20 protein-coding genes are annotated in these 19,823 nt (G+C 68.1%); 15 read left to right on the top strand and 5 right to left on the bottom strand.

Translation table 11 applies throughout. The features are described 5' to 3' along the window. Positions 1 to 6: 6 nt before the first annotated feature. The 8 genes from AC069I_RS35990 (at position 7) to AC069I_RS35955 (ending at position 6,887) form a co-directional block, all read left to right on the top strand. Positions 7 to 543: an Rv1733c family protein gene (locus AC069I_RS35990; protein WP_478224582.1), complete on the top strand. Its 537-nt coding sequence runs from the start codon at positions 7 to 9 to the stop codon at positions 541 to 543. A 92-nt stretch (positions 544 to 635) separates the two neighbouring features. Next, on the top strand, positions 636 to 1,604 hold the full coding sequence (locus AC069I_RS35985) for an Acg family FMN-binding oxidoreductase (RefSeq protein WP_478267382.1): 969 nt from the start codon (positions 636 to 638) through the stop codon (positions 1,602 to 1,604). Further along, positions 1,601 to 2,392, top strand: a complete 792-nt coding sequence (locus tag AC069I_RS35980; RefSeq protein WP_478267381.1) for a hypothetical protein — start codon at positions 1,601 to 1,603, stop codon at positions 2,390 to 2,392. The genes AC069I_RS35985 and AC069I_RS35980 overlap by 4 nt, the downstream gene beginning before the upstream one ends. Further along, positions 2,389 to 2,895: a universal stress protein gene (locus AC069I_RS35975; protein ID WP_478224579.1), complete on the top strand. Its 507-nt coding sequence runs from the start codon at positions 2,389 to 2,391 to the stop codon at positions 2,893 to 2,895. Before AC069I_RS35980 ends, AC069I_RS35975 begins: the two co-directional genes overlap by 4 nt. 25 nt (positions 2,896 to 2,920) lie before the next feature. Next, positions 2,921 to 3,505 (top strand): Rv1733c family protein, encoded by a 585-nt coding sequence (locus tag AC069I_RS35970; RefSeq protein ID WP_478224577.1) that lies wholly within the window; start codon positions 2,921 to 2,923, stop codon positions 3,503 to 3,505. Between the two features lie 9 nt (positions 3,506 to 3,514). Then, complete coding sequence (locus AC069I_RS35965; protein WP_478224576.1) at positions 3,515 to 3,892, top strand: hypothetical protein; 378 nt, start codon at positions 3,515 to 3,517, stop codon at positions 3,890 to 3,892. A gap of 26 nt (positions 3,893 to 3,918) precedes the next feature. Further along, on the top strand, positions 3,919 to 4,494 hold the full coding sequence (locus tag AC069I_RS35960) for a CBS domain-containing protein (RefSeq protein WP_478224575.1): 576 nt from the start codon (positions 3,919 to 3,921) through the stop codon (positions 4,492 to 4,494). Next, a complete protein-coding gene (locus AC069I_RS35955; RefSeq protein ID WP_478267380.1) occupies positions 4,491 to 6,887 on the top strand; it encodes a bifunctional acetate--CoA ligase family protein/GNAT family N-acetyltransferase in 2,397 nt (798 codons plus the stop codon). The genes AC069I_RS35960 and AC069I_RS35955 overlap by 4 nt, the downstream gene beginning before the upstream one ends. 55 nt (positions 6,888 to 6,942) lie before the next feature. Here the strand turns inward: AC069I_RS35955 and AC069I_RS35950 are convergent, their stop codons facing one another. From AC069I_RS35950 to AC069I_RS35935, 4 genes are all read right to left on the bottom strand, one after another. Further along, the gene (locus AC069I_RS35950; protein WP_478224573.1) at positions 6,943 to 7,527 is read right to left on the bottom strand and encodes a hypothetical protein; all 585 of its coding nucleotides are present in this window, start codon (positions 7,525 to 7,527) and stop codon (positions 6,943 to 6,945) included. A 140-nt stretch (positions 7,528 to 7,667) separates the two neighbouring features. Further along, positions 7,668 to 7,823 (bottom strand): hypothetical protein, encoded by a 156-nt coding sequence (locus tag AC069I_RS35945; protein WP_478267379.1) that lies wholly within the window; start codon positions 7,821 to 7,823, stop codon positions 7,668 to 7,670. A gap of 319 nt (positions 7,824 to 8,142) precedes the next feature. Further along, positions 8,143 to 8,808: a CBS domain-containing protein gene (locus AC069I_RS35940; protein ID WP_478224572.1), complete on the bottom strand. Its 666-nt coding sequence runs from the start codon at positions 8,806 to 8,808 to the stop codon at positions 8,143 to 8,145. Positions 8,809 to 8,825: 17 nt separating this feature from the next. Then, a complete protein-coding gene (locus tag AC069I_RS35935) occupies positions 8,826 to 9,728 on the bottom strand; it encodes a universal stress protein (protein WP_478224571.1) in 903 nt (300 codons plus the stop codon). A gap of 147 nt (positions 9,729 to 9,875) precedes the next feature. Here AC069I_RS35935 and AC069I_RS35930 point away from each other — a divergent pair, with 147 nt between their 5' ends. The 4 genes from AC069I_RS35930 to AC069I_RS35915 all read left to right on the top strand — a co-directional run bounded on the left by AC069I_RS35930 (position 9,876) and on the right by AC069I_RS35915 (position 15,461). Beyond that, entirely contained in the window at positions 9,876 to 11,000 is a 1,125-nt protein-coding gene (locus AC069I_RS35930; RefSeq protein ID WP_478224570.1) for a lycopene cyclase family protein, read from the top strand. Continuing rightward, positions 10,997 to 12,664: a SulP family inorganic anion transporter gene (locus tag AC069I_RS35925; protein ID WP_478267378.1), complete on the top strand. Its 1,668-nt coding sequence runs from the start codon at positions 10,997 to 10,999 to the stop codon at positions 12,662 to 12,664. Before AC069I_RS35930 ends, AC069I_RS35925 begins: the two co-directional genes overlap by 4 nt. After that, entirely contained in the window at positions 12,648 to 13,640 is a 993-nt protein-coding gene (locus AC069I_RS35920) for an Acg family FMN-binding oxidoreductase (RefSeq protein WP_478267377.1), read from the top strand. Before AC069I_RS35925 ends, AC069I_RS35920 begins: the two co-directional genes overlap by 17 nt. A gap of 99 nt (positions 13,641 to 13,739) precedes the next feature. After that, positions 13,740 to 15,461, top strand: a complete 1,722-nt coding sequence (locus tag AC069I_RS35915; RefSeq protein WP_478224567.1) for a sensor histidine kinase — start codon at positions 13,740 to 13,742, stop codon at positions 15,459 to 15,461. Here AC069I_RS35915 and AC069I_RS35910 read toward each other — a convergent pair. Then, positions 15,458 to 16,123: a response regulator transcription factor gene (locus AC069I_RS35910; RefSeq protein WP_478224566.1), complete on the bottom strand. Its 666-nt coding sequence runs from the start codon at positions 16,121 to 16,123 to the stop codon at positions 15,458 to 15,460. The two genes, AC069I_RS35915 and AC069I_RS35910, sit on opposite strands and share 4 nt — an antisense overlap. Before the next feature lie 218 nt (positions 16,124 to 16,341). On the opposite strand from AC069I_RS35910, the gene AC069I_RS35905 reads away from it, so the two are divergent. The 3 genes from AC069I_RS35905 to AC069I_RS35895 all read left to right on the top strand — a co-directional run bounded on the left by AC069I_RS35905 (position 16,342) and on the right by AC069I_RS35895 (position 19,791). Beyond that, positions 16,342 to 17,322: an Acg family FMN-binding oxidoreductase gene (locus tag AC069I_RS35905; protein WP_478224565.1), complete on the top strand. Its 981-nt coding sequence runs from the start codon at positions 16,342 to 16,344 to the stop codon at positions 17,320 to 17,322. A gap of 25 nt (positions 17,323 to 17,347) precedes the next feature. After that, positions 17,348 to 18,721, top strand: a complete 1,374-nt coding sequence (locus AC069I_RS35900) for an MBL fold metallo-hydrolase RNA specificity domain-containing protein (RefSeq protein ID WP_478224564.1) — start codon at positions 17,348 to 17,350, stop codon at positions 18,719 to 18,721. Positions 18,722 to 19,275: 554 nt separating this feature from the next. Continuing rightward, positions 19,276 to 19,791, top strand: a complete 516-nt coding sequence (locus tag AC069I_RS35895) for an N-acetyltransferase family protein (protein WP_478224563.1) — start codon at positions 19,276 to 19,278, stop codon at positions 19,789 to 19,791. Positions 19,792 to 19,823 lie beyond the last annotated feature (32 nt).

Raw genomic sequence — 19,823 nt, 5'->3', positions numbered from 1 at the left:
CGAGTGATGGTGGCGGCACACTCCCGGCGATCAGCAGCGGAGGAGGTCCAGGTCAGGGACACGTCGTCTCGCTGGTCGCGAGCCTGGAACATGGTCCATCCGGGGCGAAACCCGCTCGCTCGCCGCGAAGATCGCATGGAAGCGTTCATGGTGCTTCTCGCGATCGCCCTCGTGGTCCTCGCCCTGCCGGTCGCCGCGGCGGTGGCTTCCGGTGTCTTCGCGGCCCGCGCCGAACAGGCTGAGACCGAGCAGGCGACCAGATATCGCGTGGAAGCGACCTTGCTCGAAGACGGCGCGCCCCTCGGCATCACGGGCCGGTCGGGTGTCGTCGACGACAGCTCGCTCGTTGAGGCGACGTGGGTCACTCGTGACGGAGACAGCCGAGTCGGCGAGGTCCAGGCGACGCGGGGCAGCCGAGCCGGCGCGAAGGTCCCGGTCTGGCTCGACGAGCCGGGGTACCCGGTCGCCGCACCTCTCACCGTTCTCGACGCCCGCCTCCTCGGTGCCGGGACAGAGGAATGGCGCGAGTTCGCGTCGCACTAGCGGTGCCGAAGGTCCCGGCACACCGGGCCCACGGCCACTGCCGTCCTCGTCCGCCACGCGAGACGCTGAGATCGAAAGGCAGGTGCAGCAGGATGGTCCTCACTCGTTCGCCGGTCGTCGCGGACGCGCTGCGCGCCGCGGTGCGCGCGCCGTCACCGCACAACTCCCAGCCGTGGATCTTCGAGCTGGCGCCGGACACGATCGACGTCGTGCTCGACGAAAGCCGGATTCTCGGCGTCTGTGATCCGGAAGCGCGTGAGGCACGGCTGGCCTGTGGCGCGGCGTTGCTGAACCTGCGGCTCGCCATCGCCGCCGCAGGCCGAGTCAGTGAAGTCGAGCTGGCGCCTGAACGGGAGAGGTCCTCCTTGCTGGCACGAGTGACACTCGGCCCCCGTCACCGTCCCACGGTGATCGAGCGACGTCTTGCCGCGGCGATTCCCCGGCGGTACAGCAACCGCCGCCCCTTCACGGACGAGCCGGTGCCACTCCACGTGCGGACCGCCGCGTGCGAGGCGGCTCGTGAGGAGGGGGCACGGCTGGTCCTGCTCGACGAAGCCGGTCTGCTGGAGGCGACCGCGGGACTCATCCGCCGAGCCGACCACGTTCAAGTCCTGGACGCGTCCTTCCAACGAGAACTCCGGGAATGGACCAGGCAAACCGCCGAGGACGACGGTGTTCCCACCTACGCGGGCGGGCCTCGTTCAGCGGGCGGGCTGCTCCCGGGACGGTACGTCAACGAGGGCGGTGTTCCTCGCGTCTTCGAGCAGGACCCGCTGGTAGCGGTGCTGACCATGCCGAACGACGCTCCGATCTCTCAGGTCCGCGCGGGGTGCGCGATGCAGCGGGTCCTGCTCACCGCCACGGACGCCGGACTGAGCGCTTCGTTCTATTCGCAGCCGATCGAGATCAGCGCCGTACGCGCGGCACTGCGTGACCTGCTCGGTGGCACCTTCCATCCCCAGACCGTCTTCAGGCTCGGTTTCGGCTATCCGGGCGTGAAGACGCCACGTCGCCCGATCGAAGAGGTCGCCCGCGACAGGAACGCGGGGGAGCGGCCATGACGACGTTCACCGGGATCCCCGCGCACGTCTGGTCGACGGAGGAGAAGCGGATCCTCGTGGCGGCCGCACGACAGGTCCCGAGGCGATGGATCGACGATGTCTGGACGCTGTCGGTTCATGAGGACTCGCTCGACTTGTACGAACGTCTCGCGAACAACCACTGGGTGCGGGACCGGGGTGGGCGTGCGCGACTGATCGTCTGCGGGGCGGTAGTGGCGAATCTCGATTGTGCGATCAGGATGCTGGGCTGGGCGCCGCACATCGACCTGGCTTGTGACGTCGTCGCCTCGGATCGGGTCGCCAGGCTCGCCTCGCGGCGTCGCCTCCGCCCCGCGGCGGCTGATTTCGCGCGGTTCGCCGCCCTGTCCGGGCGCCGGACCAAGCCGACTCCGTCCTCGGTGGCGACGTGGGGGCGAGAGGTCGCCGAAGCGAACGCGAGCGAGGGTATCCGGGTGCGGGTGCTCAAGCCGTCTCACGTCCGTGAGCTGCCCAAGATAGGCGGGCAGATCACCAGGAAGGCGACTCCGGAAGCCTCCTGGATCGCGTTCCTGGTCGCCACCGTGACGGAAACCCGGCAACAGCTCGTCAGGGCTGGTGCGGTCGCACAGCGGTTGTTGCTCGCGTCCACCGAGTACGGCTTGGAGGCCACCGCGTTCACCGAGCCTTTCGACGCCCCCGCCATCCGCGGGGCGCTTGCCGGCATCGACGGTGTTCCCGGATTCCCTCAGGCGGTCGTCGTGGTCGAAGAACCTCGGAGAACACCGGCACAGAAGGGAAGAACACCATGACGGACAGTGCGACGGAGAACCGGATCGTCGTCGGCATGGACGGTTCGGCGGGTTCTGCCGCGGCGGTGCGCTGGGCGGCCGACGAAGCGGTCAGGCAGGGCGCCGCCTTGCAGGTGGTCAACGTGTGGGTCCACGACGAGATGTTGGACGACGCGTCGGCCAATCGGACCGTGGCGGAGGCGAGAGACGTCCATTTGAAGGCGCTGGAAGCCGCGACCGCCAAAGTCCTCGACGCCCACGAAGGGCTCCACATCACCTACGACGTTCCCCAGGGTGACCCTGGCGAAGCGCTGGTCGAGCGTTCGAAGGGGGCCGCGCTCCTAGTGCTGGGCAGCCACGGCACGGGCAAGATTCGTGAACTGCTGGTCGGCTCGGTGTGCAAGACGGCACTGCGGCACGCGACCTGTCCGGTGGTGGTGATCCCGCCGCCCGCCTCGGCTCCGGAAGGCAGGCTCGGCCGGCTGCTGACCTCTGTTTCGTACGAGCCCGGTCCGATCCTCTGAGCGAACCAGGACACAGGAGACAGCCATGAAAGCGCGGCCCGAAATCGTCACCGTGATCACGCGGCGAAATCCGCTCATCCGCTGGTCCGACCGGCTCGAAGCCGCGCTGATGATCGGCGCGGTCCTGCTGGCACTGCTGGCGATCCCGTTCGCCGCGGCCGCCGGATCCGGGGCCTACGCCGAAGGGCGGGAGCGCGCGGTGGAACAGGCGGCGAACCGTCAGGAGACGACCGCGGTGCTACTCGCCGACGCCCCACCCGTCCACGTGCGCCTTGACGGCGTGCCGCTTGACGAGAAGGTCGAGGTCGCCACCCGTTGGACAGGGCCAGGTGGCCTGATTCGTGAAGGCGTGGTGACCGTCGATGCCGGGATGGTGACCGGGAACGAGGTGCGGATCTGGCTCGACGCGCTCGGGCATCCCGTCGAGGCGCCGGTCACCGACACCGATGCCCTGAGTCAGGGCATCGGTGTCGGCACGGGGCTGTGGCTGGGCTGGCTCACTCTGGTCGCGACGGTCTTCCTGGCGTGCCGGGCGGCGCTCGGGCGCAGCCGCGCCGCCGAGTGGGCGCGCGAATGGCAACGGATTGCCCAGAACCGACCCGCGGCCTGAAGGAGAAAGATGAGAATCCTGCTGACGGAAGCCACCTTCGACGAGTCTCGTGAGATCGCGGTCGCGTTGCGGGACCTGGGTTGCCGGGTCAGCCCCTGCCATGTCCGATCCGGAGTGTGCCGAGAGCTCGCACCCGGCGGGACCTGTCCGCTGGACGAAGAGGACCGGCCGGAACTCGCCGTCGACGTCCGCGGTACCGAGCCCGGTTTGACCGCACGCGAATTCGGTGTGGTGTGCGCGCTCCGGAAGAGGGTTCCGGTCGTGATGACCACGGCAGGGGACACGGGTGGCCCCGTCGTCCCACCGGGTTTCGAACACCGTGTCACGGCTTGTCCGCCGGAAGACCTCTTCGAAGCGTGCAGGGGCTTCCTGCGCACACGTGCTTGACCGAGAACGATCACAAGGAGGCTCCGATGCGTGCTTCGGAGATCATGACCAGCCCGGCGGTGGCGACCACACCCGCGACCCCCCTTCGCGAGGCGGTGGCAGTGCTGGCCGAGAAGGGATTCGCCGGCCTTCCGGTCGTCGATCACGAAGGCCGGGTACTGGGGACGTTCACCGAATTCGACGCGCTGCGGGGAATCCGTGCGGGCGGTGACGGGATCACGGTCGGCGCGTTGATGTCCACGCCGGTGGAGGTTGTCTCGCCATCCACCGACGTCACGGAGATCGGCAGGCGGATGCTGGCCGACCGGCTGCGTTGCCTGCCGGTCGTCGAGGAGGGTGTCCTGATCGGTGTGGTGAGCAGGCGTGATCTGCTCCGCCCACTCGTCCGGCCCGACGACGTGATCGCCGCACAGGTACACGGCCTGATCAGTGACTACGCCGGACATCGTCCGAAGTGGACTGTCGAGGTCGACGGCGGCTACGTGAACATCGCCGGCGAGTTCCGGGACGAAGCCGAACGGCGGGTGCTCGACGCGCTCGCCCGGACGGTGCCGGGAGTGGTCGCCGTCGTACTGGTCACCGGGAATCCGGCGGCGACATGACGGCCGGGACGAGCGCCTTGCTGGCGGACGGCGACATGGTCACCGTCCGCCGGTTGCGTGCGGAGGACTTCGACGCTGTCTTGAACCTGCATCAGCGGTTGGACGAGCGTGACCGCTATCTGCGTTTCTTCACCGCCCATCCGGGGAGGCTGGATCTGCTGAGCCGGTTGGCGATCGAAGGCACGGGTATCGGAGCATTCCGAGGGGACGACCTCATCGGGATCGCTCACTACCGCCCATCGTCTGGGGACGACGCGGCCGAAGTCGCCCTGGTCGTCGACCGTGTGGTCCAGGCACACGGGGTCGGCACTCTGTTGCTCGAACATCTCGTGTCCTTGGCCTTGGCGCAGGGTATCCACCGTTTCATCGCGCTGGTGCTCGCGGAGAACAGCCGGATGATCAAGGTGTTCTCCGACCTCGGCCTCCCGTACGTCATCGGAAGGGGAGGGCCGGAGCTCGACGTCGAGATCGAACTCGGCGAGCCGCACAGATACCTCGAGCGAATCGAGGAACGGGAACGGCTCGCCGACGTGGCGAGTCTCCGCACGGTGCTCGCCCCGGCCTCGGTGGCCGTCGTGGGGACGGGCAGGCGGGACGACTCGGTGGGCAGGGCGATCCTGCGGAACCTTCTCGACGCCGGCTATACCGGCGTCGCGCACGCGGTGAACCCGAACGCCACGGAGATCCTCGGCGTCCCCTGCGCGCCTTCGGTGTCCTCTTTGGACGACTCAGTCGAGCTGGCGGTGATCTGCGTACCCGCGGAATCCGTTCCCGGCGTCGTCGAAGACTGCGGACGGGCAGGAGTGCGCTCGATAGTGCTCGTCACGGCGGGGCTGACCGCGACACCCCTGGAGCATCGTGTCCGTGAACTCGTCGCCAGGTACGGGATCCGGCTGGTCGGCCCCAACTGCTTCGGCGTGGTCAACAGCGCTCCGGCGACCCGTCTCGACACGACCTTCGCCCGCCACGCCGCCCGGCGAGGCCGGATCGGGGTGGTGACGCAGTCCGGCGGTTTCGGGATCGCGCTGATGGACGCGCTCGCCGGATTGGGGCTCGGTTTGTCCACATTGGTGTCCACCGGTGACAAGTACGACGTGAGTGGCAACGATCTCCTGCGGTGGTGGCGCCGAGACGGGGAGACCGACATCGCCGTGCTGTACCTGGAGTCCTTCGGCAACCCGCGAAAGTTCAGCAGGCTGGCCCGCGCTCTCGCGAGGGAGAAGCCCGTTGTGGCCATTCGCGGGGCCTCCGCCCCGGCGGCACAGCGGGCCGCGGCCGCGCACACGGCCGCACGAGCGGTCCCGGCCGCGACCAAACTGGCGTTGTTCGGCCAGGCGGGTGTCCTCGTCGTCGACACGGTGACCGAGGTCCTCGGCCTGCTCGCCGCGCTCTCGTGGCAGCCGCTGCCATCGGGCTCACGGGTGGTGGTCGTGAGCAACGCCGGGGGCGCCGCGGTTCTGGGGGCGGAGGCCTGCGTCCGCAACGGTCTGGTCCTGCCCGAGCTGAGCCGGAAGACCCAGGACACACTCCGGCGGCTGTTGCCCGAGCACGCGAGCGTGGGCAACCCGCTGGACACGAGTGCCGCCGTCACGGCCGACACCTTCGCGTCGTGCGTCACCGAGGTCCTGGCCGACGAAGGTGTGGACGCGGTGATCGCCGCCGGCGTGCCCACCGGTGTCGGCGATCCGCTGGCCGGGCTGGTCGCGGCGCCGGAGAGCAAGACCGTTCTCGCCGTGCGGCTCGGCCAGCTGGAGTCGGTCGCCCCTCACCGCGGGATTCCTTGCTACGCCGATGTCGAGGAGGCCGCGGCCGTCCTGGCGAAGCTGTCCGAACGAACCCGCTGGCTCGAGGCAGGGGTGGGCGGCCTGCCCGATCTCTCCGGTATCGATCTCGCGACGGCGACCCGGTTGGTGGGCGCGTACCTCTCCGCGCATCCGAGCGGTGGCTGGTTGTCCCGGAAGGACGGTGAGGACCTGCTCGGCTGTTTCGGGATCCGGGTGACCCGGCGTCGATTCGGTGATCGTGAGCTGCTGGTACGCGGCCAGTCCGACGACGTGTTCGGTCCGGTCGTCGTCCTGGGGCTCGGCGGTATCGATGGAGCCTTGCTCGACGACGGATCGACCGGCCTGGGGCCGCTCAGCACCGACGACGCCGAAGCGCTCATCGACAGCCTGCGCGCGAGCAAGGCGCTGTTCGGCGGGAACAGCGCTCTGGACCGATCCGCGCTCGTGGAGTTGCTCCTGCGAACGGACCGGATCATGGAGCTGGTGCCGGAGGTCGTCGACGTCGACCTCGACCCGGTCTTCGTGTCGGCGGAAGGGGCCACCGCGGGCGCCGTCCGGGTGCTTGTCCGGCCGCGGCCATGGGCCGATCACTACCTTCGCCGGCTGTGAGAAGGACGAAGTCCCGGCACCGGGAAACGGTGCCGGGACTTCGGTGTCCGGACGGTCATCGGAGCCAAGGATTCCGGTCCACGAAGGACAACCGAGTCCAGCGCTTTCCGAGCCCCCAGGTGTTTCCGGCGGCGGTCGTGGCGAGCGCGATGAGCACGAGGGCGTAGATCACGTGGTACTCGATGATCGGGTTCGTCGACATGGTCGGCTCACCCGCGCCGTTCGTCCGGGCGAGCGGCCATTCGGCGACCCACATCAGCAGCATCATCACGGTGCCGGTGATGGCGGAGATCCGCATCCCTACCCCCAGGGTGACGGCGAGACCGATGCCGAGCAGGCCCGCCATGAACAACCAGTCCGCCCACCAGGTTCCGCCCCAGGAGCGCAGGGTTTCGGCGAACGGGCCGACGTCCACCCGGCTCAAGAACCCCTTCGTCGGCGAGCCGCCCTTGATCCAGGCGTTGCCGGAAGCGGTGGCGTAACCGAGACCGAAGGTCTTGTCGACGAACGCCCACAGGAACAGCAGACCGGTGGCGACACGGAGCACGGCGAGGCTTATTGCACCGGCCGAACGTTCGGAATGGACTTCCTGATGCTGGCCGGGGACACTGCGCCGGTGTCCGCTTTCGGCGGTGGCCATGGAATTCTCCTCTGGTTGGCAAATTCACGATCGATTCGAGTGTGTTACGGCACGGCACGCGGCTCTGGGGCCGAAAGGCCCGGGTACACGAGGCCATCGTCATGCGCCGCGGCGAGACTCGCGCGGCATGCGCGAATCAGCTACCGGGTCGCTCGCGTCGGCGCCGCCCGCCCACAGCCCGGGCAGGAGAAGGTGACGTCCCCGGCCAGTTCGTCGACCGCGACGGAGAGCGCGAGAGAGCAGGAGCGGCACCAGCGGTGGCCGGTCACGATGATGACGTGGAGCGGCGAGGACACGCATTGGTGCAGCCAGCGGCGATGGGTCCGGCAGGTGATCCGCTCCAGGGGATCGCGATCGTGTTCTTCCTCGAAATCTTCCCGCGACAGGGTGATCGCGAGCCGCCGGTCCTTCAGGTCCGCATAGCGAGCGAGGGGGGCTGTTCGTGCTGGTTGTCCGTGGCCGACATGGGAGGGTCCTCGCTTCCGATCCGCGGGTTGTTGACCTGTACTCCCATCGTGGTCGGCTCGTCGGCGACACAGGAGAGGCCGGCGCCCCGGGCGAAGCGGTCCTTCGGTCCGCCCGGATCCCTTCGGGGCAGGCCGAACGTCCCGCCGCTCAGATACCAAGGGAAGCGGGCCTGATGACGTCGTCGTCCCAGACGAAGTCGAGCCGGTTCCGGACGTCGACCACGCCGGGGACCTCGCTCGACAGGGCGCCCGCGCGTTCGGCCGCGCCGCGGTTGTCCAGCCTGCCGAGAAGCGTCACCACACCGTCGGCGACCGTGACGGACGCCTGTCCGGGTGCCACCCACAGGGTGCCGGCGAGGATGTCGCGTTCGATCTCGCCACGGATCTCCTCATCGGGACGCCGGAACGTGGACAGCAGATCCCGGCGCGACACGACACCGACCAGCTTCGCGTCCTCGACGACGAACAGCCGTCGCACGTCCTTCTTGGCCAGCCTGATCGCCGCGGCTGCGAGCGAGGCGCCTGCTTCGATCGTCACCACGGGTGCGGTCATCAGGTCTCTGGCGAGCAAGGCCTTCGCTTTGCGAGACTCGTCCTTGGCGTGGTGACCGGCGAACAAGGCAGGTCGGGGATCGCGAAGCCGGGCCAGGAGATCAGCCTCGGAGACCACACCGATCGGTGCTCCGGAGTCGTCGACGACGGGCACCGCGCTGATCCGCCGCCTCGCCATCAGCGCGGCGATCTGCTTGTAGCCGGCGTCCGGCGCGACCGCGATCGGGTCGATGGTCATGACCTCGGAAACAGTGGTGCACATGGGTCGCTCCTTCGTTCTCAGGAATCCGCGGTGCGGGAGATCAGCACCGGACAGGCGGCGTGATGGACCAGGCTCTGCCCGGTCGAGCCGAGCAGGAGACCGCGGAACCCGCCGCGGCCCCGGCTGCCGACCACGACCAATTGCGCTTTGACGCTCCAGCGCAGCAGTTCCTGGCGTGGTTCGTCGTGCACGACCACCTGGTGCACTTCGACGTCGGGATAGCTGTCGCGGAACTTCGACACCTGCTCGGTGAGCATCCGTTGAGCGGACTCGGTGAAAGCACTCCAGCCGTAGTTACCCGCGGGATCACCGAAGGAACGGGAAGCCGAGACGTCCTCCCAGGCGTGCACCGCAACGAGATTCGCGCCCCGGGCGCAAGCCTCGTCGAACGCGGCGGCCAGCGCGATCTCGGCAGCGGGGCTTCCGTCGACGCCGACCACGATGGGTTGTCTCCATGCCGTGGGGAGGTCCCAGGTGCGGCCCCGTACCGACACGACGGGACAGTGCGCGTGCCCGGCGAGCGCGGTCGTCACCGATCCGCCGAACAGGGCGGTGAAGCGGCTGTGTTCGGTGGACCCGAGGACGATCAGCCGGGCGGTGCCGGAAGCCTCGATCAGCGCGGGGATCGCGGAATCGTCGGAGATATGGGTCCTGACGACGGGGCCGTATGCGCGTTCCACGTTGTCCACTGCTTCGCGAAGGATCGTTTCTCCGCGGTTCTTGACCTTGCGCAGGAGTTCATCGGACGGGGGAACGCTGCCAAGGTAGTAGTCCGGTAGCCCCAGTGCGTGCCACAGTTCGAGGGAGGTCTCGTGCCGGTCGGCGGCCTGCAAGCCCCAGGTGGCGGCGGCCCGGGCGCCGGCGGATCCGTCGGCGCCGACCACGATCGGCCCGCTCAGCCGGACGGTTCGGTTCATCATCGGCCCTTTCACCTCGCTACGGCCCTACGCGGCCAAAGTTAAGCGGGCGGACGGGCGTGGTCCGGTGCCGTTGGTCCCGGATTCCCGGGACCTCGGGGGCGCCTCTGGTCACTAGTGCGCGGGCGCGCGAAGCCGTTCACTCGATCGATGACGATCCTCATCGCCGGCGGAGGACTCAGCGGTCTCAGCCTTGTCGCACATCTGGTGACGCGATCGGAATCCCTGGGCCCGATCGTCGTCGTGGACGACGGCCGTCGGCAGCTCGCGACCGCGGGCTGGGCATCCTGGTCCGCTGAGCCGGGACTCCTCGACGAGGCGGTGTCGCGCACGTTCGATCGGTTCCACGTGCACGCGGCCGGGCGTAGCCGGATCGTCGGCCTCGGCCGGTACAAGTACCGCTTCGTCCGTGGCGATGATCTGGCGGCGGCGGCCGGCAAGGCCGCGGAGAGACGTGGTGGTGTCGTCTTCCACCGCGGGCGGATCACTGAGATCCGGCAGGCGGGCCGGGGCGCGGAAGCCCTTGTGGACGGCGAACCTCTCCGTGCGGATTGGGTGTTCGACAGCGTTCTCGGGCCTGGGCCGGCCCGGGTGGACGGCTGGCTGGTCTTCCGCGGCTGGCACGTGCGCACGGCCGCCCCGGCGTTCGATTCGGCCGTGCCCACCTTCTTCGACTTCCGTACGCCCCAGGGCCGCGCCGCGAGCTTCGTCTACGTCTTGCCGCGGGGCCCGCAAGAAGCTCTGGTCGAGCACACGTCCTTCGCGCCGCCTCGCACACGGGGTATGGCGTATCCCAAGGAGCAACGAAGCGCTTTGCGCGAATACCTCTCCACGATTCTCGGCGTTCGGGAGTACGCGGTCACCCGTGAGGAGTCCGCTTCCCTGCCGCTCTCCGCTTCGGCCGTCGACCGCAGACGCGGCTCGATCCTCGCCATCGGGACCAAAGCCGGGCTGGTCAAGGCGTCGACCGGCTACGCCTTCCAACGTATCCAAGCCGACAGCGCGGCGATCGCGAGGTCGTTGGCGGTCCACGGTCATCCTTTCGAACTGCCGAAACCCAAAGCGAGGCATTTGCTGTTCGACGCCACGCTCCTCGACGTCGTGGCCCGGGACCCGGCTCAGCTCGAACGGGTCTTCGCGGCGTTGTTCGACCGGTCCTCGGCCGAGCCGGTATTGCGGTTCCTCGACGAGGAAAGCTCCCTCCCTCAGGAGGGAAGAATATTCGCGCGCCTGCCGCCTTCGTTGTACTCAGCGGTGACCCGGAGGCATCGATGAAGTTCTCCTTCATACGCTATCGGCTTTCTTGGCTACAAGGTGATCTCTCGGCCGGGGTGACCGTCGCCGCGTACCTGGTGCCGCAGGTGATGGCGTACGCGGAGGTCGCGGGCCTGCCCGCGGAGACCGGCCTGTGGGCGGTGATCGGGCCCTTGGCGGTCTACGCCGTTCTGGGCTCGTCGAAGCTCCTGTCGGTGGGCCCGGAATCGACGACCGCCTTGATGACGGCCGTCGCGCTCGGTCCGCTCGCCGCGGGAGATCCCGCCCGTTACGGAGCCCTCGCGGCCATGATGGCGCTCATGGTCGGGGGCCTGTGCCTGCTGGGAGGCTCGGCCCGGCTCGGCGTGCTGGCGGACCTGCTGTCGAAGCCGGTACTGACCGGCTACATGGCCGGGATCGCGGTGCTGATGATCGTGAGCCAGCTGGGCAAGCTGACCGGCGTCACCGTGACCGGCGACGGGGTGCTCGCGGAACTGGGTTCGTTCGTCAAGAACATCGGGCACCCGCACTGGCCGACCTTGGTCCTCGGCGGTCTCGCTCTGGCTTGCCTGCTGGCAGCGCAGCACTGGTTTCCGCGGTTTCCCGGACCGTTGGCCGTCATTCTGGTGGCCGCCGCCGTCGTCACCGGCTTTTCCCTGACGGAGAAAGGGATCCGAGTGATCGGGCCGGTTCCGGATTCGCTGCCGGTACCCGAGTTCCCCGTGGTGAACGGTGCAGACCTGGCGAGTCTGCTGCTGCCCGCGCTGGGGATCGCCCTTGTCGGCTTCTCCGACAACGTCCTGACCGCCCGCGCCTTCGCGGGCAAGCACGGCGAGCGGGTCGATTCCAATCGAGAGCTGCGCGCGCTGGCCGCGTCGAATCTCTCGTCGGGACTCCTTCACGGGTTCCCGGTCAGTTCGAGCGGCAGCCGGACCGCGCTGGCTTCCGCGATGGGTGCCCGGACCCAGCTGTACTCCCTGACCGCGCTCGCGACGGTCGTGCTGACGGTACTTTTCGCGGGACCGTTGCTGGCCGGCTTTCCCAAGGCGGTGTTGGCGGCGATCGTCGTCTACGCGGCGTTGAAGCTGATCGATCCCCGGGAATTCCGTCGCATCTCGCGGTTCCGGCGCAGCGAGTTCGTGCTGACCTTGTCGACCTTGCTCGCCGTCGTCGCGCTGGGTGTCCTGTACGGCGTACTGGCCGCCGTCGGCTTGTCCATTTTGGATCTTCTGCGCCGGCTGGCGCGGCCGCACGGCGCGGTGCTCGGTTTCGTTCCGGGCGTGCCCGGGATGCACGATGTCGACGACTATCCCGACGCGACGACCGAGCCAGGTCTGGTGATCTACCGGTACGACGCGCCCTTGTGTTTCGCCAACGCCGACGACTTCCGGCGACGGGCCCTCGCCGCCCTGGACGGCGGCAAGCAGGTCGAGTGGTTCGTCCTCAACGCCGAAGCCAATGTCGAACTCGACATCACGGCGGCCGACGCCGTACGCGGGATCTGCGACGAGCTGCGCCGCCGCGGGATCACGTTCGCGCTCGCCAGGGTGAAACAGGAGTTGCGCGAAGATCTCGAGGCCGCAGGCCTGCTTCGGCTCATTGGTTCAGGCTCCCTGTACCCGACGCTGCCCAGCGTCGTCGACGCGTTCCGTGGGAGGAGGAAGGAACATGCCGGACCCGGATGAGCGCATGTGGTCCGACGGCGAGATCGAGGTCCTGGCGCGGGCGGTCATCCGAGCGCCGTCCGTGCACAACATCCAGCCGTGGTCGCTGGCCCTGCCCGATATGCGCGCGGAACTGAGCGAACGGACCGACCTGCCCCTTCCCGAGCACGACCCCACCGGTCGCGACCGGCTCATCTCCTGCGGAGCGGCCTTGGAGAACCTCGTGCTGGCCGTCCGGGTGCTGGGGTGGTCCACCGAGGTGGAGACAGCCGCGGGGCGTGGACCTCTGGTCGCCGTCGTGACCACCTCGGGCCGCGAGCCGCCGTCCGACCGTGAGCTGCTCGCGTATGCCGCCATCTCGCGGAGGCGGAGTCATCGCCGCCCGTTCGCCGCGATCCCGATCGCGTCGTCGATGCTCACGCCGGTCATCGGCCAGTTGCCGGATGGAGTCGGCTGCCGGGTTCTGCGCGCTGGTGACAAAGACACCCTCGCGGTACTGTTCGAACAGGCTTCCCCAACGATTCAGAGCCGTGACGACCTCCAGCGAGAGCTTGAGGAATGGACAGGGGACTGGCGGTCCGACAGTGTCGGTGACGGCTTGATCCGGCCTGGCTACGACAAGGCGGGCCTTCCGTGGGCGGGACTGGTCCGCCGGACGAGTCTGATCCCGGACGCCCGGTCCCTCGCGCGCAGGCTCGATGCGGAAAGCATCTTGATCTTCTGCGCGAAGGAAGATGATCGTGCCGGCCACCTCACAACGGGAGTGGCCATGCAGCGCTCGTGGCTCGCGGCCGTCGACGGAGGGTTGGCCGCGTCGGTGCTGACCCAGCCGCTGCACGAGGCACCCGTCCGCGAGCGGATGACCGCGGAACTGAAGCTACCGGGACACCCCCAGCTCATCATGCGGCTCGGCTATCCGGACGGACAGGTTCGGCACGCCGCCCGCCGCCGACTCGGTGAGGTGGTGCGGCATCCGGACGATCATCCTGTTTTCTGACGGCCGCGTGTCTTGGCAGGATCGGCGGCTGGTGAAACGCTGGAGCGGTTCGGGCGATTGAGAGTCGTCACACTTTGCCGATCCGGGAGGAGCAACCGAATGTCGTCGGAGCGAGGTTCGGCCGACGAGGCGCCACCGAGCGCGGCGGTTTTGACCGGGTTACGGCTCGACGAACTGCTGCACGAGGTCCAAGAGCGGCTGTCGGAGATCGTCAAGACCCGAGATCGGCTCCAAGGCCTGCTCGACGCGGTCCTGGCCGTGGCCACCGGGCTGGAACTCGACTCGACCCTGCAGAGAATCGTGCAGGCGGCGGTCGAGCTGGTCGACGCCCGGTACGGCGCGCTCGGCGTGCTCGGTGACGAAGACGGGCTTTCGGAGTTCGTCTACGTGGGCATCGATGCCGAAACGAGGTCTCATATGGGGCATTTGCCCGAAGGCCGGGGCTTGCTCGGGCTGCTCATCCACGAGCCGCACCCCGTCCGGGTACCCGACCTGACCGCGCACCACGCTTCGGTGGGCTTCCCTGCGAACCATCCCCCGATGCACAGCTTCCTGGGCGTACCGGTGCGTGTCCGGGACGAGGTCTTCGGCAATCTCTATCTGACCGAGAAGCGGGGAGCCGCCGAGTTCACCGCCGACGACGAGGTCGTTCTGCAGGCCTTGGCCGCGGCCGCCGGTGTCGCCATCGATAACGCCCGGTTGTTCGAACGGTCACGGACGCGCGAACGGTGGCTCGAAGCGGTCGCGGAGGTCAACGGTGAGCTCCTCGGAGGTGCGTCGGTCACCGACACGCTGAACCTGATCGCCGCCAGGGTTCGTGAACTTTCCGGGGCCAACGAGGTGTTGATCCTGCTGGCCGGAGGTGCCGGGCAGGCCTTGACCGTGAGTGTCGTCGCGGGAGAGCGGGCGAACGCCCTCGCGGGATCTTCGATGACGGGAGGGCACCCCGCGATAGACGAGGTGTTCGAATCCGGCCAGCCCAGTCTCATCCCTGACCTGGGTACGGTCTCCCCTGGGCCGGCCGAGCCTGTTTTCGACGGTCTCGGACCGGCCGCCGTGATTCCGTTGAACAGCACTTCCGGCGTCGGAGGGGTGCTCGTCGCGGGGAGGGACAAGGGCGCTTCGCAGTACAAGGCCGATCAGCTTCCCATGCTGTCGTCGTTCGCCGATCAGGCCGCGGTCGCGCTGGAGTTCGGTGAGAAACAGCGTAATCAGCGGCTTTTGGACGTTCTCGCCGATCGGGACAGGATCGCTCAGGACCTGCACGACCACGTCATCCAGCGGATGTTCGCGACCGGGATGAGCCTGCAGAGCATCGTGCCCCGGGTACCCGACACGTTCGCGCGGGACAGGGTGACACAGGCGGTGGAACAACTGGATCGGACGGTCCGCGAGATCAGGACGTCCATCTTCGATCTGCACACCTCGGGCTCGGACGCCTCGAAGAGCCTGCGCCGCCGGCTGCTCGACGCCGTCACGGAATTGACGACCGAGAGCACGCTCACTCCTTCGGTCCGGATCGCCGGGGCTGTGGACACGCTCGTGCCGCAGACGCTGCACGAACATGCCGAGGCGGTGGTCCGTGAGGCGCTGAGCAACGCGGTCCGTCATTCCGGCGCCGATGAGATCACGATCAGCGTCGAGGCCGACCGTGAGCTGATCATCGAGGTCACCGACAACGGCATCGGCATCCCCCAAGCGGGCAGGCGAAGCGGATTGGTGAACCTCGCCGACCGAGCGACGAAGTGTGGCGGCGAAACCGAGTTCGGAGACCGTGACGGTGGCGGCGCTCGGGTGCTTTGGCGCGTTCCGCTGACCTAGCGGTCACCGAATACCGGGGACGCCGCCGCGGTTCGTTTGAGTTCGGTCGCGAGGACCGCGGCTTGCGTCCGGCGCTGAATGCCGAGCTTGGCCAGGATCCGGGAGACGTAGTTCTTCACGGTCTTTTCGGCGAGGAACATCCGCTCACCGATCTCTCGGTTGGTCAGGCCTTCGCCGATCAGATCGAACACCGTTCGTTCCTGCTCGGACAAGGTGGAGGTCGGATCGTTCTGGTCGCGCTCGCGCCGGATGCGGTTCATCAGCGCGGCGGTGGTCCGGCTGTCGAGAAGCGAGCCGCCGCCCGCGATGGTCCGGATCGCCGAGACGAGATCGTTCCCGAGGACCTGCTTGAGGACGAATCCCGACGCGCCGGCCATGATGGCGGTGAAGAGCGCCTCGTCGTCGGCGTACGAGGTGAGCATCAGGCACCGCAGCTCCGGCTCGGTGGACAGCAGATCGCGGCAGAGTTCGATGCCGGTTCCGTCGGGGAGCCGCACGTCGAGCACGGCGATGTCCGCATCGCTTTGCGGGATGCGGGCGAGTGCTTCGGAGACGGACGCGGCTTCGCCGGCGATTTCGATGTCAGGTTCGTTCCCGAGCAGATCCGCCAGCCCTCGCCGGACAATCTCGTGGTCGTCCACGAGGAACACCTTGGTCGCCATCTCGTCCCTCCTGAGGGGTCCCTGCTTCTCGACCGACGGTACCCGTGCACTTCGGCTGATACAGCCACCTAGACGTCCCAACGAACCGGGACCTTGGGCCCTGGCGGGACCGCACCCGGGTATTTGGTCCCGGCGATCGGTGCCCTCGGTACCTGCTCCATCCTCGTGGGACAGGTGCACCGTTGAACTCGATCGAAGGACGACTGAGGACGGGACACATGGCAAACGGGTGGACGAGGGCCGAGACCGAGGTACTGGCGAGGACGTTGCTGCGGGCGCCCTCCGTGCACAACATCCAGCCGTGGCGGCTGGAGCCCGACGGACACCGGCTTCTCCTGCGTGAGCGCCGCGACCTGGCACTGCCCGAACACGACACCCGAGGCCGTGACCGGCTCATCTCGTGCGGTGCCGCCCTCGCCAATGTGGAGCTGGCGGTCCGGGTTCTCGGCTACGACCTGACCACGCGGATGTTCCCGGAGGACGGCGAGCCGGACATCGTCGCCGCGATCGAGACCACGGGGCGTTCGGCGCCGTCCGATGTCGACCTGCACCGGTACTCGGCGATCGCCCGGCGAGGAAGCTACCGGCACCCCTTCTCCGGCCGACGAGTCTCGCGAGAGAAAATCGGTGACTTGATCGCCGCCGCGAACGAAAGCGGGGTCGAAGCCAGGCTGATCCACGACGAGCTGGAACTCTCCCGGATCGCGGATCTGCTCGAATTCGCCGCCGAGGCGTATCAGCACGATCTGGCGTACCAGCGCGAACTGGCCCTGTGGACGATCCACGACGAGCACTTTCACCGCCATGGCGTCGGGCTGGCCGCGAGCGCGCTTCCCGCCGGATCGCTTCCCTGGGCGGGACTGGTCCGTCCAGGGACGGCTCTCCCCGATCGCCGAGTCCTTCAGCGTCGCCTCGCCGGTGAGACCTTGCTCGTCTTCCTCACCGTCGATGATGGCCGGTACGACCACCTGCACGCGGGACACGCGCTCCAGGACACCTGGCTTGAAGCGGTCGACGACGGTCTGGCCGGTTCGGTGCTGACCCAGCCGTTCCACCTGCCCGAAGTCCGTTCCGCGTTGACCGAGGATCTGGAGCTTCCCGGGTTTCCGCAGGCCGTCATGCGCTTCGGCTATCCCACCGGGCTCGTGCCGTCGAGCCCGCGCCGTGCCGTCGACGAAATCCTCGGGAACGGATTCTGAGCTCCTCACCGAGAAAGGCGTCATCGTGACCATCGCGCTGACCTTCCATGGCGGAGCCGGAACCGTCACCGGCAGCAAGTACCTGCTGGAAACGCCCGGTTCCCGTGTCCTGGTCGACTGCGGGCTCTTCCAGGGACTCGCCGATCTGCGCCGCCGGAACTGGGCACCGCTGCCGCGTGCCTTGACCGACGTCGACGCCGTGGTGATCACCCACGCCCATCTGGACCACTGCGGGTACCTGCCGGTCCTGGTGCGATCGGGCTGGCGCGGACCGGTGTACGCGACACCGGGCACCGCGGCTCTCGTTCCGATCGTGCTGGAGGACAGTGCCCATCTCATGACCGAGGAGGCCGCGCACGCCAACAAGTACGGCTGGTCGAAGCACCGGCCGGCCTTGCCTCTTTACGACGCGGGTGACGCGCGGAAAGCGATCGGTCTTCTCGAAGAACTCGAGTACGGCATCGAGACGACGGTCGGCAAGGACATGACGCTGCGTTTCGGGCAAGCCGGTCACATCCTCGGCTCCGCCTGGGCACAGCTGCGGTCCGATGGGCGCGACGTCGTGTTCAGCGGCGATCTCGGCCGTCCGGCACACAGTCTCCTGCGCCCGCCATCGCCGCGGCCTCCCTGCGACGCGCTGGTACTCGAATCGACCTACGGCTCCCGGGTCCACCACGACACCGACGCCATGGACCAGCTCGGCGAAGTCATCAGGCGGACGGCCAGACGCGGCGGCAGTGTCCTCGTCCCGGCGTTCGCCGTCGACAGGACCGAAGTGGTACTGGCCGCGCTCGCGAAGTTGATGCGGTCGCACACGATCCCCGACCTGCCGGTTTACGTGGACAGCCCGATGGCGTTGGCGGCGCTGCGGGTGTACCGCGAGGCATTCCGTGACCATTGGCCGGAGATCCGGCCCGAACTCGCCGGGCACGATCCGCTGACTCCGCGTTCGCTGACGGAACTGCGAACGGTGGAAGAATCCATGCGGGTCAATGCTCCGAGGATGCCTTCGATCATCATCTCCGCGTCGGGGATGGCGAGCGGAGGCCGGGTACTGCATCACCTCGAACACATGCTGCCTGATCACCGGCACACCGTGCTGATAGTCGGCTACGCCGCCCCTGGCACCCGCGCGCGCAGCCTCGCGAACGGAGCGAGGCAGATCAAGATCCATGGCCGCTACACCACGGTCCGCGCCGACGTGGCCCAGCTCGACGCCTTCAGTGCCCATGCCGACGCGGACGAGCTGGTGCGGTGGGCCACCGCGGGAGCGCCGCCGAAGAGTACCTATCTCGTGCACGGCGAGCCCGAGGCGTCGGCGGCGGTCGCCGAACGGCTTCGTACCGAGCATGACTGGCAGGCTGTCGTTCCCCGTGATCGGGAGCGGGTGCTGATCTGACGGCTACGCGTGGGTCGCCGGGTCAACAGCCGCCGGGGTCGTCGTGAGTGTTGTGTGTCGTTATTGAGGAGTAAGTCAACGGTGGCGTGGCCGAGACTTTGCGGTGAAGGACCCCTACGGGCGGTGAAATGCCCGTTTAGTGTCTAAATGTGCGATTTTCGACGGGGTCGTGAGTGGTAATGACGGTTAGAACGCTCATTACCACTCACGACCCCCGCCAAAGTACCCAAAAGGGACACCGTTGCTTGCTTGATGTCCCTTGTGGACGGTCAGGAATACGCCAGCTCCCCTTGTCGACCCCATTCCTGCCCAGAGGCTCGATCACGCCACCTTTGCCCTACCCCTCAAAAGGTGGCCTTCAGGACGCCCCGCCCGACAAAGACACGTTTGACCTTCGGCTCAATAACCGTCCCTACCGCTCACGACCCCTCGGAAAGTGATTCCGACGTCGTTCGAACGTGGTCGACGCCGGACGGAAGACGAGGACATTGGTCCCGGTGGCGCAGCCTCTTCGGCCGTAGCGCCGCGAAAGTCCGCGGTCCTACGCTGAGCCGATGGACGGACAACCGGTGTGCCTGCGCGATGGCCGGACCGTCTTCGTGACCCGTGTGAGCCCGGCCGACGCCGAAGAACTCGGCGAGGCGCTCGTCGAAGCGGATCGGGAGACGCTGTACCGCCGGTTCTGCGGGCCGCCTCCGAAGGTGACACCGCGCTTGCTGGCACACCTGACCGAGCTCGATTTCGATCGCCGTTACGCGCTTGTCGCGCGTGACGAGGCCGGGAAGGGCGTGGCGATCGCGCGGTACGAGGCGACGCTCCAGCCAGGGGTCGCGGAGATCGCGGTCGCGGTGACGCCTTGCTGGCGCCGGGCAGGGCTGGCGACGGCTTTGGTCACGAAGCTGGCGGAAGCGGCGTCGCGGCACGGGTTCAGCGAGTTCACCGCCACCTATCTCGCGGACAACCGCGCCGTCGCCGATCTGCTCGACTCGGCGGGGGCACGACAGGTGATCACGGACGGTCTCGCGGACGCGGCGGTGCGGCTGCCGCCCCGTCCTTCCACAGTGGACTGATAGGTCGAAGGTCCCGTCCCCCGGTTACGAAC

The sequence above is a fragment of the Amycolatopsis sp. NPDC043885 genome (assembly GCF_056435685.1).
Note: the sequence above shows the minus strand (reverse complement) of the source record. Positions and strands in the feature narration are given on the sequence as shown.

Bases quoted from the DNA above. Each gene is read 5' to 3' on its own strand.
- AC069I_RS35990 (WP_478224582.1), top strand. From the start codon at position 7: ATGGTGGCGGCACACTCCCGGCGATCAGCAGCGGAGGAGGTCCAGGTC.
- AC069I_RS35985 (WP_478267382.1), top strand. From the start codon at position 636: ATGGTCCTCACTCGTTCGCCGGTCGTCGCGGACGCGCTGCGCGCCGCG.
- AC069I_RS35980 (WP_478267381.1), top strand. From the start codon at position 1,601: ATGACGACGTTCACCGGGATCCCCGCGCACGTCTGGTCGACGGAGGAG.
- AC069I_RS35975 (WP_478224579.1), top strand. From the start codon at position 2,389: ATGACGGACAGTGCGACGGAGAACCGGATCGTCGTCGGCATGGACGGT.
- AC069I_RS35970 (WP_478224577.1), top strand. From the start codon at position 2,921: ATGAAAGCGCGGCCCGAAATCGTCACCGTGATCACGCGGCGAAATCCG.
- AC069I_RS35965 (WP_478224576.1), top strand. From the start codon at position 3,515: ATGAGAATCCTGCTGACGGAAGCCACCTTCGACGAGTCTCGTGAGATC.
- AC069I_RS35960 (WP_478224575.1), top strand. From the start codon at position 3,919: ATGCGTGCTTCGGAGATCATGACCAGCCCGGCGGTGGCGACCACACCC.
- AC069I_RS35955 (WP_478267380.1), top strand. From the start codon at position 4,491: ATGACGGCCGGGACGAGCGCCTTGCTGGCGGACGGCGACATGGTCACC.
- AC069I_RS35950 (WP_478224573.1), bottom strand. From the start codon at position 7,527: ATGGCCACCGCCGAAAGCGGACACCGGCGCAGTGTCCCCGGCCAGCAT.
- AC069I_RS35940 (WP_478224572.1), bottom strand. From the start codon at position 8,808: ATGTGCACCACTGTTTCCGAGGTCATGACCATCGACCCGATCGCGGTC.
- AC069I_RS35935 (WP_478224571.1), bottom strand. From the start codon at position 9,728: ATGATGAACCGAACCGTCCGGCTGAGCGGGCCGATCGTGGTCGGCGCC.
- AC069I_RS35930 (WP_478224570.1), top strand. From the start codon at position 9,876: ATGACGATCCTCATCGCCGGCGGAGGACTCAGCGGTCTCAGCCTTGTC.
- AC069I_RS35925 (WP_478267378.1), top strand. From the start codon at position 10,997: ATGAAGTTCTCCTTCATACGCTATCGGCTTTCTTGGCTACAAGGTGAT.
- AC069I_RS35920 (WP_478267377.1), top strand. From the start codon at position 12,648: ATGCCGGACCCGGATGAGCGCATGTGGTCCGACGGCGAGATCGAGGTC.
- AC069I_RS35915 (WP_478224567.1), top strand. From the start codon at position 13,740: ATGTCGTCGGAGCGAGGTTCGGCCGACGAGGCGCCACCGAGCGCGGCG.
- AC069I_RS35910 (WP_478224566.1), bottom strand. From the start codon at position 16,123: ATGGCGACCAAGGTGTTCCTCGTGGACGACCACGAGATTGTCCGGCGA.
- AC069I_RS35905 (WP_478224565.1), top strand. From the start codon at position 16,342: ATGGCAAACGGGTGGACGAGGGCCGAGACCGAGGTACTGGCGAGGACG.
- AC069I_RS35895 (WP_478224563.1), top strand. From the start codon at position 19,276: ATGGACGGACAACCGGTGTGCCTGCGCGATGGCCGGACCGTCTTCGTG.